16 protein-coding genes are annotated in these 13,537 nt (G+C 68.2%); all 16 read left to right on the top strand.

What is annotated here, in order from left to right; genetic code table 11:
- The first annotated feature begins 5 nt into the window (after positions 1-5).
- Positions 6-320, top strand: a complete 315-nt coding sequence (locus tag LU699_RS16020) for a hypothetical protein (RefSeq protein ID WP_232135830.1) — start codon at positions 6-8, stop codon at positions 318-320.
- Positions 321-333: 13 nt separating this feature from the next.
- Positions 334-951: an FMN-binding negative transcriptional regulator gene (locus LU699_RS16015; RefSeq protein WP_232135831.1), complete on the top strand. Its 618-nt coding sequence runs from the start codon at positions 334-336 to the stop codon at positions 949-951.
- A gap of 19 nt (positions 952-970) precedes the next feature.
- Positions 971-1,756, top strand: coding sequence for an SDR family NAD(P)-dependent oxidoreductase (locus LU699_RS16010; RefSeq protein WP_232135832.1), 786 nt, complete (start codon positions 971-973; stop codon positions 1,754-1,756).
- A 61-nt stretch (positions 1,757-1,817) separates the two neighbouring features.
- Positions 1,818-2,627, top strand: coding sequence for a DNA-formamidopyrimidine glycosylase family protein (locus tag LU699_RS16005; RefSeq protein WP_232135833.1), 810 nt, complete (start codon positions 1,818-1,820; stop codon positions 2,625-2,627).
- A gap of 31 nt (positions 2,628-2,658) precedes the next feature.
- Complete coding sequence (locus LU699_RS16000) at positions 2,659-4,086, top strand: aldehyde dehydrogenase (RefSeq protein WP_232580279.1); 1,428 nt, start codon at positions 2,659-2,661, stop codon at positions 4,084-4,086.
- Between the two features lie 7 nt (positions 4,087-4,093).
- Positions 4,094-4,768, top strand: coding sequence for a carbonate dehydratase (can, locus tag LU699_RS15995; RefSeq protein WP_232135835.1), 675 nt, complete (start codon positions 4,094-4,096; stop codon positions 4,766-4,768).
- Positions 4,761-5,186, top strand: a complete 426-nt coding sequence (locus tag LU699_RS15990; RefSeq protein WP_232135837.1) for a RidA family protein — start codon at positions 4,761-4,763, stop codon at positions 5,184-5,186. Before can ends, LU699_RS15990 begins: the two co-directional genes overlap by 8 nt.
- A gap of 4 nt (positions 5,187-5,190) precedes the next feature.
- A complete protein-coding gene (locus tag LU699_RS15985; RefSeq protein WP_232135838.1) occupies positions 5,191-5,739 on the top strand; it encodes a 3-hydroxyanthranilate 3,4-dioxygenase in 549 nt (182 codons plus the stop codon).
- Between the two features lie 30 nt (positions 5,740-5,769).
- Positions 5,770-6,399: a hypothetical protein gene (locus LU699_RS15980; RefSeq protein ID WP_232135839.1), complete on the top strand. Its 630-nt coding sequence runs from the start codon at positions 5,770-5,772 to the stop codon at positions 6,397-6,399.
- A gap of 56 nt (positions 6,400-6,455) precedes the next feature.
- Positions 6,456-7,466 (top strand): amidohydrolase family protein, encoded by a 1,011-nt coding sequence (locus LU699_RS15975; protein ID WP_232135840.1) that lies wholly within the window; start codon positions 6,456-6,458, stop codon positions 7,464-7,466.
- Between the two features lie 13 nt (positions 7,467-7,479).
- A complete protein-coding gene (locus tag LU699_RS15970) occupies positions 7,480-7,863 on the top strand; it encodes a 5-carboxymethyl-2-hydroxymuconate Delta-isomerase (protein ID WP_232135841.1) in 384 nt (127 codons plus the stop codon).
- Positions 7,860-9,128, top strand: a complete 1,269-nt coding sequence (kynU, locus tag LU699_RS15965; protein ID WP_232135842.1) for a kynureninase — start codon at positions 7,860-7,862, stop codon at positions 9,126-9,128. Before LU699_RS15970 ends, kynU begins: the two co-directional genes overlap by 4 nt.
- Positions 9,125-10,504, top strand: coding sequence for an FAD-dependent oxidoreductase (locus tag LU699_RS15960; RefSeq protein ID WP_232135843.1), 1,380 nt, complete (start codon positions 9,125-9,127; stop codon positions 10,502-10,504). Before kynU ends, LU699_RS15960 begins: the two co-directional genes overlap by 4 nt.
- 106 nt (positions 10,505-10,610) lie before the next feature.
- The gene (sbcB, locus tag LU699_RS15955) at positions 10,611-12,083 is read left to right on the top strand and encodes an exodeoxyribonuclease I (protein WP_232135844.1); all 1,473 of its coding nucleotides are present in this window, start codon (positions 10,611-10,613) and stop codon (positions 12,081-12,083) included.
- Positions 12,080-12,766, top strand: a complete 687-nt coding sequence (locus LU699_RS15950) for a DUF2461 domain-containing protein (RefSeq protein WP_232135845.1) — start codon at positions 12,080-12,082, stop codon at positions 12,764-12,766. Before sbcB ends, LU699_RS15950 begins: the two co-directional genes overlap by 4 nt.
- A gap of 94 nt (positions 12,767-12,860) precedes the next feature.
- Positions 12,861-13,394 (top strand): DUF2939 domain-containing protein, encoded by a 534-nt coding sequence (locus LU699_RS15945; protein ID WP_232135847.1) that lies wholly within the window; start codon positions 12,861-12,863, stop codon positions 13,392-13,394.
- Positions 13,395-13,537 lie beyond the last annotated feature (143 nt).

Here is a 13,537-nt window from a genome sequence, read left to right as displayed (position 1 = left end):
GTTTCATGACCCACGCCCACACGTCCCATGACCAGTGGTGGCTTGCGTCCATTGCCCGCACCGTGATCTGGGCGCGCCTGCGCGTGCTCGATGCCGGCGTCGCCGAAGTGCTCGACAGCGACGGCAACACCCTCGTCTACGACAGCGAGGACACCGCGCGCGGCATGCTGCTCGATGCCGAATTCGTCGAATGGGACGGCCTCGATCCCGAAGACGCGCTCGAGCGCGGATTCGCGATCGACGAGATCGCGCCGCCGCAGGCCGACGACGATGCGCAGCTGCGCGATCGTATGGTGCAGTCGCTCGGCAAGCGCGCCTGATACGCAGCCGACGATGTACACGCCCCGCGCGTTTGCCGTCGATGACCTGCAATCGCTGGACGCGCTGTTCGCGCGCGATGCCTTCGTCACGCTGGTGACGACCGGCCCCGATGGCGCGCCGCTCGCCAGCCAATTGCCGGTGCTCTACCGGCGCGAAGCCGACATGCTGCACGTCGAAGGTCATTGGGCGCGACCGAATCCGCAGGCCACGCACGACGGTCCGGCGCTGATGATCGTCCACGGACCGCACGCCTACGTGTCGCCGGGCTGGTACCCGGACAAGGTCGAAGCCTCGCGCGTGCCGACCTGGAACTACGCCACCGCGCATCTGTGCGGCCGGCTCGAACGCTTCGACGACGAGGCCGCACTGGCCGATCTGGTCGCGCGCACCAGCGATGTCTTCGAGGCCCGCGTCGGTGGTGACTGGCGTTTCGAGCCCGAGGACGATCGCCAGCGCCGGCAACTGCGCGGCATCGTCGGCTTCCGCTTCCGTGTCGACGCCGTCGAGATCAAATACAAGCTCAGCCAGAACCATCCGGCCGCCAATCGCAGCGCGGTCGCCGATGCGCTGTCGGCCGGTGACACGAATGCCCGCGAGATCGCCGCGATGATGCGCGCGATCGCATCCTGATTCCGCACCGGAGCCCTGCATGGACCTCGATCTCACCGGCCGCCACGCCCTCGTCTGCGGCGCCTCCGAAGGCATCGGCCGCGCCACCGCGCATGAACTCGCCCAGCTCGGCGCCAGCGTGACCGTGCTCGCGCGCCGCGCGGATGCGCTGCAGGCGGTGGTCGACGCCTTGCCTACGACGCAGGGCCAGACGCATCACGCGCTCGCCGTCGACATGGACGACTCCGCCGCGTTGCAGGCCGCCATTGCCGCGCACGTGGCCGCGCATCCGGTGCAGATCCTGGTCAACAACACCGGCGGTCCGGCGGGCGGCACCGCGCACGAAGCGCCCCTCGATGCATTCGAAGCCGCATTCCGTCGTCATCTGATCGGCGGCCAGGTACTGGTGCAGGCCGTGCTGCCCGCGATGCGTGCCGCGAAGTGGGGCCGCATCGTCAACGTGGTCTCGACCTCGGTGCGCGAACCCATCGCGGGCCTGGGCGTGTCGAACACCGTGCGCGGCGCGGTCGCCAGCTGGGCCAAGACGCTGTCGCGCGAACTCGCGCCCGACGGCATCACCGTCAACAACGTACTGCCTGGCTACACGCGCACCGGCCGCATCGACCAGGTGGTCGCGGACCGCATCCGCCGCACCGGTCAGGACGAAGATGCCGTGCTCGCATCGATGCGGGCCAGCGTGCCCGCCGGCCGCTTCGCGGAACCCTCGGAAACCGCCGGCGTCATCGCGTTCCTGTGCGCGCCGGCCGCGGCCTACGTCACCGGCGTGAGCCTGCCGGTCGACGGGGGACGGATGGCGTCGATCTGATCGGCGCACGCGCGTCGCGAATGTCACGACGCCGCGACGCGTCCATTGCTTCGATGCGTCGATGCCCGAAGGCCCCGAAACCCACGCACTCGCCGATCGCCTGTCGACCCTGCTCGTAGACGAGACACTGACGCATGTGCGCTTCATAGATCCCACGCTGCAGCGCCGGCGCGGCCTGCTCGAAGGCCAGCGCGTGCTCGCAGTGGAGGCACGCGGCAAGGCACTGCTGACCGCCGTCGAAGGCGGCTGGACGCTGTACACCCACAGCCACCTGTTCGGCTTCTGGCGTTTCGTCGAAGACCTCGATGCCCTCCCCGACGGCGCGCCGCCGCGGCTGGTGCTGGCGACCGTGCGCGGTGTCGCGGCGCTGTACGCCGCGCCGTCGATCTCGCTGTGGCGTACCGATGACCTCGGCGCGCAGCCGTACCTGTCGAAGCTCGGTCCGGACGTGCTCGATCCCGCGGTCGACGCGAAGGCGTTGCTCGCGCACATGCGCACACCCCGTTTCGCCCGGCGCACGCTGGCCATGCTGCTGCTCGATCAGGCATTCGCGGCCGGCATGGGCAACTACCTTCGCTCGGAGGTGCTCTTCAAGGCGAAGCTCGCGCCGTACCGGCTGCTGCAGGACCTCACGACCGGCGAGCGGCGCCGCCTCGCCAACGCGCTGCTCGACGTGCCGCGGCGCGCGTATCGCGCCAAGCACGACGACGCGCTGCCGCCCGGCAAGGACTACCTCGCGAAGACCCGTGCGCAGTTCGGCTTCGAGGTGTTCGAGCGCAAGGGCGATCCCTGCCCGCGCGGCGATGGTCGCATCGTCGAGGAACGTCTGGCCGGACGCCGTCTGTACTGGTGCAAGAGCTGCCAGACCTGAGCCGCCTTGACGCCTCGGGTAAGCTGGCGACATGCAACGGCTGACGCACTGGATCGATGGCGCTGCGCGCGCACCCGGCCGGGATCACTGGCTGCCGGTGCACGAGCCGGCGAGCGGCCGCATCTATGCCGAAGTCGCCGCCGGCGACGCCGCCGATATCGAGGCCGCGATCACCGCCGCCGCCGGCGCTGCGCCCGCCTGGGCCGCATTGCCGAACAGCGCGCGCTCGGCATGGCTCGAAACGCTCGCCGCGGCGCTCGAAGCCCGGATCGACGAATTCGCCCATGCCGAGGCCCGCGATGGCGGCAAGCCGTTCGTCCTTGCCCGCGATGCCGAAATCCCGCGCGCGGTCGCCAACCTGCGCTTCTTCGCGCATGCGGCCACGCAGTTCTCCAGCGAGTCGCATCACGGCGAGGCCGGCCTGAATTACACGCTGCGCGCGCCACTGGGCGTGGTCGCGGCGATCTCGCCGTGGAACCTGCCGCTGTATCTGTTCACCTGGAAGATCGCGCCCGCCCTCGCGGCCGGCAATACGGTAGTCGCCAAACCTTCGGAACTCACCCCGGCCAGCGCGTCGCTGCTGGCGACGCTGTCGGGCGAGATCGGGCTGCCGCCGGGCGTGCTCAATGTCGTGCACGGCGTCGGCGCCGAGGTTGGCGATGCGTTGATCGACGATCCGCGCGTGCGCGCGGTGTCGTTCACCGGCAGCACCGCGGTCGGCCGTCGCATCGGCGCGCGCACCGGTGCGCAGCTGAAGAAGGCCTCGCTGGAACTCGGCGGCAAGAACGCGACGCTGGTCTTCGCCGACAGCGACTGGGAATCACAACTCTCCACGCTGGTGCGCTCGGCATTCCAGAACGCCGGGCAGATCTGCCTGTGCGGCTCGCGGATCCTCGTCGAACGCGGCATCTATGCATCCTTCCGCGAGCGCTTCGTGGCCGAGGTGCTCGCGCTGCAGGTCGGCGATCCGATGGATCCCGACGCGCGCATGGGCCCGCTGGTCTCGCAGGCGCAGTTCGACAAGGTGCTCACGGCCATCGCTCGGGCGCGCGACGAAGGCGGCCGCGTGTTGTGCGGCGGCCACGCGCTGGAGCGGCCGGGCTGGTTCATCGCCCCGACCGTCATCGACGGTCTCGGGCCGGACTGCGCGACCAACCGCGAGGAGATCTTCGGGCCGGTGGTCACACTGCAACTCTTCGACGACGATGCACACGCACTCGCGCTGGCGAACGCCGGCGACTACGGCCTGTCGGCCTCCATCTGGACACGCGACCTGACTCGCGCGCACCGCCTCGCTGCGGCGCTGCATGTGGGCATGGTCTGGATCAACACCTGGCTGATGCGCGACCTGCGCACGCCCTTCGGCGGTACCGGCGCGTCCGGTCTCGGCCGCGAGGGCGGCATGGAAGCCATGCGTTTCTTCACCGAGCCGAAGAACGTCGGCCTGTCTCTGGGATAATCGCAACATGGGCGAACTCGACAATCTTCTGCAGAACAACCGTGACTGGGCCGAGCGCGCTGTGCGCGAGGACCCGGATTACTTCCACCGTCTGGAAAACCAGCAGATCCCGCGCTACCTGTGGATCGGCTGTTCCGACTCGCGCGTGCCGGCGAACCAGATCCTCGGGCTCGACCCGGGCGAGGTCTTCGTCCACCGCAACATCGCCAACGTGCTGTCACACGGCGATCTCAATGCGCTGTCGGTGATCCAGTTCGCCGTCGACGTGCTCAAGGTCGAGCACATCCTGCTGGTCGGCCATTACGGCTGCGGCGGCGTGCATGCGGCGATGACCGGCGCGCGTGTGGGTCTGGCGGACAACTGGCTGCGTCATGTCGCCGACGTCAACCACAAGCATGCGTCGATGCTGGCGACGGTCGAGGACACCAGCCTGCGCCACGCGCGGCTGTGCGAACTCAACGCGGTCGAGCAGGCGCTCAACATCTGCCAGACCACCGTCGTCCGCGATGCCTGGGCGCGTGGACAGAAGCTCGCCGTGCATGGCTGGGTTTACGCGCTCGGCGATGGCCGCGTGCGCGAACTCGGCATGGACGTGACCTCGCACGATGACATCGGCCCGGCCTACGAGGCCGCCGTCGCCGACATCGCGCGCGTCGCAGCCCAGGGCCGGCGCGATGGCTGAGGCCATCCAGGCCGGCGCAGCGCCGCGGCCGGTCGGTCGCTACCCGCATGCGCGCCGCGCCGGTGGGCTGCTGTTCCTGTCGGGCATCGGACCGCGCGATCCTGCGACCGATTCGGTCCCGGGCAACGTGCTCGATGACGGAGGCCACGTGATCGGCCACGACATCGCTGCGCAGACGCATGCGGTGTTCGCCAACGTGCGCGCGGTGCTCGACGCCAGCGGCGCACGCTGGGAAGACCTCGTCGACGTGACCGTGTACCTCACCGACATGGCCGGCGATTTCGCCGGCTACAACGCGGTCTGGGCCGAGTATTTCCCCGATCCCGCCACCGCACCCTGCCGCACGACGCTGGGCATCGATGCGTTGCCGACGCCAATTGCAATTGAACTCAAGTGCGTCGCCGAGCCGAAGGAGTGAACCGATGATCCCCGGACCGCTGAACTTCCAGAAGTGGATCGACGAGCACCGCCATCTGCTCAAGCCCCCGGTCGGCAACAAATGTATCTACGACGGCGACTTCATCGTCATGGTCGTCGGCGGGCCGAATGCACGCACCGATTACCACTGGGAAGAAGGCCCCGAGTGGTTCCACCAGCTCGAAGGCGAGATGGTGCTGCGCATCCAGGAAGACGGCCGGGTCCGCGACATTCCTATCCGCGCCGGCGAGACCTTCCTGCTGCCGCCGAAGGTGCCGCATTCGCCGCAGCGCGGTCCGGATTCGATCGGCCTGGTCATCGAACGCAAGCGCCTGCCGCACGAACAGGACGGGCTGCTGTGGTTCTGCGAACGCTGCAACCACACGCTGTTCGAGCAGTACTTCCACCTGCACGATATCGAGCAGGATTTTCCGCCCGTGTTCGACCGCTTCTACGGCTCGATCGAACACCGCACCTGCGAAGCCTGCGGGCATCTCAACCCGCGCCCTGCCCGCTACGATCCAGATCCGGACACGCTGGCTGACATCACCTGATTTCCGCGCATCCAAGGAATGGAGACCGCCATGAGAACGCCTCTGCTGATTCTGTTGCTGTCCTGCCTGCTGGCGGCAATTACGCCAGTCCATGCGCAGAACACGGACAACGCCGAACTGGCTGCGCTGTACGACGACGACCAGAAAGCGCGTGCGGATGGCATGAACATTGACTGGTCGCTGGTGTACCGCGAGGACGCCGAACGTCGGGCGCGCGTTCTCGCGTTGATGCGTGAGGGCGCGATGCGCACCGCAGCTGACCATTACCACGCGGCGATGGTCTTCCAGCACGGCAACGGTCTGGACGACATCCGCATCGCCCACGCACTTTCGACGCTGGCATCGACTTTGGCACCCGATGAAATCCACTACCGCTGGCTCGTCGCCGCGTCCTGGGATCGCATCATGGCCACCCAGCTGCAGCCGCAGTGGTACGGCACCCAGTTCCAGGGCAGCGACGCCGGTCTGTTCCTGTATCCGATCGCCGACGGCGCGATCGACGATGCCGAGCGTGCGCGCATGGGCGTGCCGTCGCTGGCGCAATCGCAGGCCAGGGTCGGCGAGATGGCGGCGTCGATGGGCCAGCAGGCGCGCCCCCAGCCGCCGACGATCGAACAGCTACGGCAGGAACGCCGTTTGGGCGAGACCGACGCGCCCTGAACCCGCTGTGCGCCTGCGGCGTGATCGCCGCGGGCCGGTCGTCTACGATGACGGCCATGCTGAAGATCGACATCCACGCCCACTACCTGCCGCGCGACTGGCCGGATCTGGCATCGAAGTACGGCGAACCGCGGTTTCCGGTCATCCACCACACCGACGACGGCCGCCACCGCATCTACAAGGACGGGCGCTTCTTCCGCGAGATCTGGTCCAAGACCTGGGACGCGCAGGAACGCATCGACGACTACGCGCGCTTTGGCGTGCAGGTGCAGGTGATCAGCACGGTGCCGGTGATGTTCAGTTACTGGGCGAAGCCGGCGCACGCGCTGGAACTGCACCAGTCGCTCAACGACCACATGGCCGCGACAGTCGCCGCGCATCCGCGCCATTACGCCGGCATCGGCACGGTGCCGATGCAGTCGCCGCGGCTGGCGATCCAGGAACTCGAGCGCTGCGTCGACCAGCTCGGCCTGCAGGGCGTGCAGATCGGCAGCCACATCGGCGACTGGAATCTCGACGCGCCGGAACTGTTTCCGTTCTTCGAAGCCGCGGCCGATCTGGGCGCGGCGGTACTCGTGCATCCCTGGGACATGATGGGCAGCGAGTCGATGCCCAAGTACTGGCTGCCTTGGCTGGTCGGCATGCCGGCCGAGCAGTCGCGCGCGGCGTGTTGCCTGGTGTTCGGCGGCGTGCTGCAGCGGCTGCCGAAACTCAAGATCTGCATGGCACATGGCGGCGGCAGTTTTCCGTACACGATCGGCCGCATCGAACACGGCTTCAACATGCGCCCCGACCTCGTCGCGACCGACAATCCGCACAATCCGCGCGGCTATCTCAAGCAGCTGTATTTCGATTCCTGGGTGGCCGATCCGCGGGCGCTGCAGTACCTGCTCGACACCTGCGGCGCGGACCGCGTGATGCTCGGCACCGACTATCCGTTCCCGCTCGGCGAACAGGTGCCCGGCGCCGGCATCGAGGAAATCCCGCTCGACGAAGATTCGCGGGCGCGGCTCTATCACGGCACCGCGCTCGAATGGCTGGGCCTGCCCGCCAGCCGCTTCCTCTGACGACAAGACCCCCATGCCCCATCTGATCCTCCACCACACCGCGAACATCGACGGCTTCGATCCCCGCGCCGCGCTGGCTGCCGCCAATCGCGCGCTCGTCGACAGCGGCCATTTCGAAGACGTCGCGATCAAGAGCCGCGCGCTCGCGCTCGACCAGTACCGCGTCGGCAGCGCGGACAACGGCCATGGCTTCGTCCACGCCACGCTGAAGGTCATGCCCGGCCGTCCGGAAGACGTGCGGGCGGCCCTGGCGCGCGATGTGCACGATGCCCTCGCGTCCTGCCTGCCCGCACTCGACCTGCACTGCCAGCTGTGTGTCGAGGTGGTTGAACTGCAGGCAGCCACCTATATCAAGAGCACGCACACGCGCAGCGTGGTGCCGGAGACCCACGCATGAGCGATTTCTTCACAGACGACTACGCCGCGACTGCCGACGCCGCCGATCCTCTGCAGCGCTTCCGCGCGCAGTTCCATCTGCCGCGTTTCGGCGATGTGGAGCAGGCGTACTTCGTCGGCAACTCGCTCGGGCTGCAGCCGCGCGGCGCGCGCGCGCAGGTCGAAGACGTGCTCGACAAGTGGGCGATGGAAGCGGTCGAAGGCCACTTCCGCGGCAGCTCGCAGTGGATGACCTACCACGGCCTGGTCGGTGCACAGCTGGCGGAGATCGTTGGCGCGCAGCCCGAGGAAGTGGTCGCGATGAACTCGCTGACCGCGAACCTGCATTTCCTGATGGTCGGCTTCTACCGCCCGACCGCCGAGCGTCCGGCGATCCTGATGGAGGCCGGCGCGTTTCCGTCCGATCGCTACGCACTCGAATCGCAGGTGCGCTTCCACGGTTTCGACCCCGACACCGATCTGATCGAAGTGCAGCCCGGCGCGGACGGCCTGTTCGGCACGGACGCGATCGCTGCCGCCCTGGAACAACACGGTCACCGCGTTGCACTGGTGCTGTGGCCGGGCGTGCAGTACCGCACCGGCGAAGCCTTCGATCTGGCGGAGATCGTGCGGCTGGGTCATGCCGCAGGCGCGGTCGTCGGTTTCGATCTCGCGCATGCCGCCGGCAACCTGCCGCTGCAGCTGCACGACAGCAATGCCGACTTCGCCGTGTGGTGCCACTACAAGTACCTCAACAGCGGGCCGGGCGCGGTGGCCGGCGCATTCGTGCACGCGCGTCATGCGCAGACCGACCGCCCGCGCTTTGCCGGCTGGTGGGGGCACGACGCGGCGACGCGTTTCCGCATGGGGCCGGATTTCCAGCCCACGCCGGGCGCCGAAGGCTGGCAGCTCAGCAATCCGCCGATCCTCGGCCTCGCACCGCTGCGCGCGTCACTGGACCTGTTCACTGAAGCCGGCATGCCGGCGCTGCGTGCGAAGTCGGAAACGCTGACCGGCTATCTGGAAACGTTGATCCGCAGCCAGCTCGACGACGTGCTCGATATCGCCACGCCGCGTGACGTCGCACGTCGCGGCGCCCAGCTGTCGCTGCGCGTGCGCGGCGGTCGCGAGCAGGGCCGCGCGTTGTTCGAATACCTGTCCGACAACGGCGTGCTCGGCGACTGGCGCGAGCCCGACGTGATCCGCATTTCGCCCGCGCCGCTCTACAACACCCACGCCGACGTGCTGCGCTTCGTGCGCACCGTGGCGCGGTGGCGCGACGCGTGACGGCACCCGCACGCCATCTGACGATCATCGGTGCAGGCCTGGCCGGCGCCCTGCTCGGCATCCTGCTGCGGCGACGTGGCTGGGACGTGGATCTCTACGAGAAGCGCGGCGATCCGCGCGTGCAGGGCTACGGCGGCGGCCGCTCGATAAATCTGGCGCTGGCGGAACGCGGCCGGCACGCGCTGCGCGCCGCCGATGCGGATGATGCGGTGATGCACCACGCGATCATGATGCGCGGCCGCATGGTCCACGTCGGCGACACCGAGCCGGTGCTGCAGCGCTACGGCCGCGACGACGACGAAGTCATCTGGTCGGTGCATCGCGGCGATCTCAACATCGTGCTGCTGGATCTGGCGGAGGCCGCCGGCGCGCGGCTGCATTTCGATGCCGGCCTGGACGCGGTGAACTTCGATTCGCGGCGTGCAGTGTTCCGCGATCCGCGCCACGACAGCACGCGCGAAGTCCAGTTCGAAGCGCTGATCGGCGCCGACGGCGCGGGCTCGGCACTGCGCGGCGCGATGCATCGCGTGCGCGATCTCGGCCAGCGCAGCGATTTCCTCGATCACGGCTACAAGGAACTCGAGATTCCGCCGACCGCCGACGGCGGCTTCCGCATCGAGCCCAACGCGCTGCACATCTGGCCGCGCGGGCACTACATGTGCATCGCGCTGCCCAACGACGAGAAGACCTTCACCGTCACCCTGTTCCTGCCGCATCACGCGGGCGAGGACGGCGGGCCTGCGTTCGATCAGCTGGACGACGTCGCCGCGGCGCGCGCGTTCTTCGAGCGCGACTTTCCGTCCGCGCTGGCACTGATCCCCGAGTTCGACCGTGACTGGAGCGGCAACCCGGTCGGCCAGCTGGCCACGCTGTATCTCGACCGCTGGCATCTCGACGGCCGCGCGGTGCTGCTGGGCGACGCCGCGCACGCGATGGTGCCCTTCCACGGCCAGGGCATGAACTGTGCGTTCGAGGACTGCGTGGCACTGGCCCGGCAGCTGGATGCGCACGACGATCTCGCGACCGCGTTCGCCGCCTTCGAAATCGAGCGCAAACCCGATGCTGCCGCGATCCAGCGCATGGCACTCGACAACTATCTGGAAATGCGCAACCGCGTCGACGATGCCGATTATCTGCTCCAGCGCGAGCTGGAACTCGCGCTGCAGGACCGCCACCCCGGCCGCTTCGTGCCGCACTACGCGATGGTCACCTTCATGCGCATCCCCTACTCGCTGGCGATGACGCGCACCGACCTCCAGCGCGGCATCCTCGAACGCGCGACAGCGGGGCATGCCTCGCTGGCGACGCTGGACTGGGACGCGATCGACGCCGAAGTGCGCGAGCTGCTGACGCCGCTGGAGGATGTGCCGGCGTGAGCGACCGCTTTCTTTTCGATGACTGCGCCTCGACACGGGCGCCGCGCCCGACCGGAATGATGCCGTCGCAACTGCTTGCAGAAACGAGGCGCCAGCAGCGCTGCTTATGAACGACAGTTTTCTCTTCTACGATCTCGAAACCTTCGGTTCCGATCCGCGCCGCACGCGCATCGCCCAGTTCGCCGCGATCCGCACCGATGCCGAACTCAACGAGATCGACGACCCGATCGACTTCTTCGTCAGGCCTGCCGACGACCTGCTGCCCTCGCCCATCGCAACGCTGATCACCGGCATCACCCCGCAGCACGCGCTGGCCGCAGGCATGCCCGAGGCCGACGCGTTCGCGCGGATCCACGAGGAAATGGCGCGGCCGAAGACCTGCACGCTGGGCTACAACTCGCTGCGCTTCGACGACGAGTTCGTGCGCTTCGGCCTGTACCGCAATTTCCACGACCCCTACGAGCGCGAATGGCGCAGCGGCAATTCGCGCTGGGACCTGCTCGACGTGATGCGCCTGTGGCATGCGCTGCGCCCCGAAGGACTTGTCTGGCCGACACGCGAGGACGGCGCGACTTCGTTCAAGCTCGAGCATCTGGCGACGGCCAATGACGTACGCACCGGTGACGCGCACGAAGCGTTGTCGGACGTGCGCGCGTTGATCGGTCTTGCGCGCCTCTTCCGCAATGCGCAGCCGCGGTTGTGGGACTACGCGGCGAAGCTGCGCGACAAGCGCCATGCGGCATCGATGCTCGACACCATCGCGATGACGCCGGTGCTGCACGTCTCGCAACGCTACCCGGCCGCGCGCCTGTGCGCGGCGCCGGTGCTGCCGATCGCGCGGCATCCACGCATCGACAGCCGCGTCGTGGTGTTCGACCTCGACGGCGATCCGGACTGGCTGCTCGACCTCGATGCCGATGCCATCGCCGCGCGCGTCTTCGTGCGCCGCGAGGATCTGCCAGAAGGCGTCGCGCGCATTCCGCTCAAGGAAGTCCACAGCAACCGCTGCCCTGCGCTGGTGGCCTGGAGTCATTTGCGCGAGGCGGATTTCGAGCGGCTGTCGATCGATCCGGCAGACATCGAGCGGCGCGCGGCGCGCCTGCGCAGCGCAGGCCCCGCACTGGCCGAGAAGATCCGCCAGGTGTTCGCCGTCGAGCGCGAGTTCGGACCGTCCGATCCCGACGGCGCGCTCTACGACGGCTTCGCCGGCGACGGCGACAAGCGACGCATGGCCCAGGTCCGCGCGACGCCGCCGACGCTGCTGGGCGCGCGCGATTTCGGATTCGAGGATCCGCGTCTCGATGCCCTGTTGCTCCGCTACCGCGCACGTAACTGGCCGGACACGCTCAATCCCGACGAACAGCTGCGCTGGGACGACTACCGGCGTGAGCGCCTGGCGCCCGGCACTACGCAGGCCGAACAGGATTTCGCCAGCTACTTCACGCAGATCGACGCCCTGCGCGCCGAAAATCCCGACGACGCACGGCGCCTGCCGCTGCTCGATGCCCTCAGCGACTGGGGCCAGAGCCTGCAGACGCGCTTGCATCCGTCCCCCACGCTGCCTATCCATTCCGCATGACCACGTACTTCAGCGACAAGAGCTTCAAGTTCCTGCGCGCGCTCGCGCGCCACAACGAGAAGCCGTGGTTCGAGGAACACCGCAAGGACTACGACGCGCATGTGCGCCAGCCGTTCCTGCGCCTGATCGGTGATCTGCAGCCGGATGTCGCCGCGGTCAGCGCCCATTTCCGCGCCGACACGCGCACCGTCGGCGGCTCGCTGTTCCGCATCCATCGCGATGCACGCTTCTCCAACGACAAGTCGCCGTACAAGACCTGGCAGGGCGCGCGGCTGTTCCATGAGCGCCGTCGCGAAACCGCAGCGCCGTCGTTCTACGTGCACCTGCAACCCGGCGGCAGCTTCGTCGGCGCCGGCCTGTGGCATCCCGAATCCGATACCCAGCGGAAGGTCCGGCAGTTCATCGTCGACAACCCGGAAAGCTGGAAGGCCGCCGCGCACGCAAAGAAGCTGCGCAAGCAGTTCGAATTCGAAACCAGCGAGATGCTGGTCCGCCCGCCGCGTGGCTTCGATCCGCAGTTCGAATTCATCGACGATCTCAAGCATCGCAACTGGGTGTTCTGGCGCACGCTCGACGACGACGCGATGACCGGTCCGAAGCTGCGGCAGACGATCGCCGCCGACCTGGTCACGTTGTCCCCGTTCGTCGACTACCTGTGCGCGTCGCTGGATCTGGAGTTCTGATCACGCGCGCACCGGGGGCGCGATCGCGTCGTCGTTCAGCACGCACTGCGCCACCGTCTCCGACAATCGCGGCGTCCCCTTCGATGCGATCCCGATGAAGCGACTCGGCTGGCTCACCCTCGCGGTTCTCGTCCTGCTGCTCGGCTACGTAGCCGCTGGGCCTTATCTGACCGTCAACGCGATCCGCGAGGCCGTGCGCAACGAGGATTCGCGGGCGCTGTCGAAGCAGGTGGATTTTCCGGCGCTGCGCGAAAGCCTTCGGCTGCAGCTGGCCGACGCGATCGTGCGCGAGGCCGGACCGGATCTGCAATCGAACCTGCTTGGTGCGATCGGTCTGCGGCTTGCCGGCAGTGCGGCCGGGACTGGCGTCGACATGATGGTGACGCCGGTCGGCCTGAGCGCCCTGATGCGTGGCCAACGGCTGTGGAATCTCGCCGGCGGCGCATCGGCGACCCAGGTGCGCCCGGACGCCGAACGCGAGCCGCCGCTCCAGGATGCGCGCTACCGCTACAACTCGACCTCGCGCTTCACCGCCACGGTGCGCGACGACCGCGGCCGCCCGATCGAATTCGTACTCACGCGCAAGGGCCTGACCTGGAAGCTGTCGGACATCCGGTTACCCATCTAAACGCGTCACCCGCAAGCGGGTGACACACGCGCCCCTCTCCTTTTGGAAGAGGGGAGGACCGATTGCGAAGCAATTGGTGGGGTGAGGGCAGCGCGGAGTCCGAAAAGGCAGCGCTTCGGCCATCAGCGTACTCCCAGCGCCGC

The organism is Luteimonas fraxinea, from assembly GCF_021233355.1.
GTDB classification, from domain to species: Bacteria; Pseudomonadota; Gammaproteobacteria; order Xanthomonadales; family Xanthomonadaceae; genus Luteimonas; species Luteimonas fraxinea.
The sequence above is the reverse complement of the archived record's forward strand: the minus strand, read 5'-3'. Positions and strand labels throughout refer to the sequence as shown.

What these genes read in the sequence shown, in the direction of transcription:
- LU699_RS15990 (WP_232135837.1), top strand. Translation starts at nt 4,761, where the DNA reads ATGGCTGAGGCCATCCAGGCCGGCGCAGCGCCGCGGCCGGTCGGTCGC.
- LU699_RS16020 (WP_232135830.1), top strand. Translation starts at nt 6, where the DNA reads ATGACCCACGCCCACACGTCCCATGACCAGTGGTGGCTTGCGTCCATT.
- LU699_RS15975 (WP_232135840.1), top strand. Translation starts at nt 6,456, where the DNA reads ATGCTGAAGATCGACATCCACGCCCACTACCTGCCGCGCGACTGGCCG.
- LU699_RS15950 (WP_232135845.1), top strand. Translation starts at nt 12,080, where the DNA reads ATGACCACGTACTTCAGCGACAAGAGCTTCAAGTTCCTGCGCGCGCTC.
- LU699_RS15970 (WP_232135841.1), top strand. Translation starts at nt 7,480, where the DNA reads ATGCCCCATCTGATCCTCCACCACACCGCGAACATCGACGGCTTCGAT.
- LU699_RS15945 (WP_232135847.1), top strand. Translation starts at nt 12,861, where the DNA reads ATGAAGCGACTCGGCTGGCTCACCCTCGCGGTTCTCGTCCTGCTGCTC.
- kynU (WP_232135842.1), top strand. Translation starts at nt 7,860, where the DNA reads ATGAGCGATTTCTTCACAGACGACTACGCCGCGACTGCCGACGCCGCC.
- sbcB (WP_232135844.1), top strand. Translation starts at nt 10,611, where the DNA reads ATGAACGACAGTTTTCTCTTCTACGATCTCGAAACCTTCGGTTCCGAT.
- LU699_RS16000 (WP_232580279.1), top strand. Translation starts at nt 2,659, where the DNA reads ATGCAACGGCTGACGCACTGGATCGATGGCGCTGCGCGCGCACCCGGC.
- LU699_RS15985 (WP_232135838.1), top strand. Translation starts at nt 5,191, where the DNA reads ATGATCCCCGGACCGCTGAACTTCCAGAAGTGGATCGACGAGCACCGC.
- LU699_RS16010 (WP_232135832.1), top strand. Translation starts at nt 971, where the DNA reads ATGGACCTCGATCTCACCGGCCGCCACGCCCTCGTCTGCGGCGCCTCC.
- LU699_RS16015 (WP_232135831.1), top strand. Translation starts at nt 334, where the DNA reads ATGTACACGCCCCGCGCGTTTGCCGTCGATGACCTGCAATCGCTGGAC.
- LU699_RS16005 (WP_232135833.1), top strand. Translation starts at nt 1,818, where the DNA reads ATGCCCGAAGGCCCCGAAACCCACGCACTCGCCGATCGCCTGTCGACC.
- can (WP_232135835.1), top strand. Translation starts at nt 4,094, where the DNA reads ATGGGCGAACTCGACAATCTTCTGCAGAACAACCGTGACTGGGCCGAG.
- LU699_RS15980 (WP_232135839.1), top strand. Translation starts at nt 5,770, where the DNA reads ATGAGAACGCCTCTGCTGATTCTGTTGCTGTCCTGCCTGCTGGCGGCA.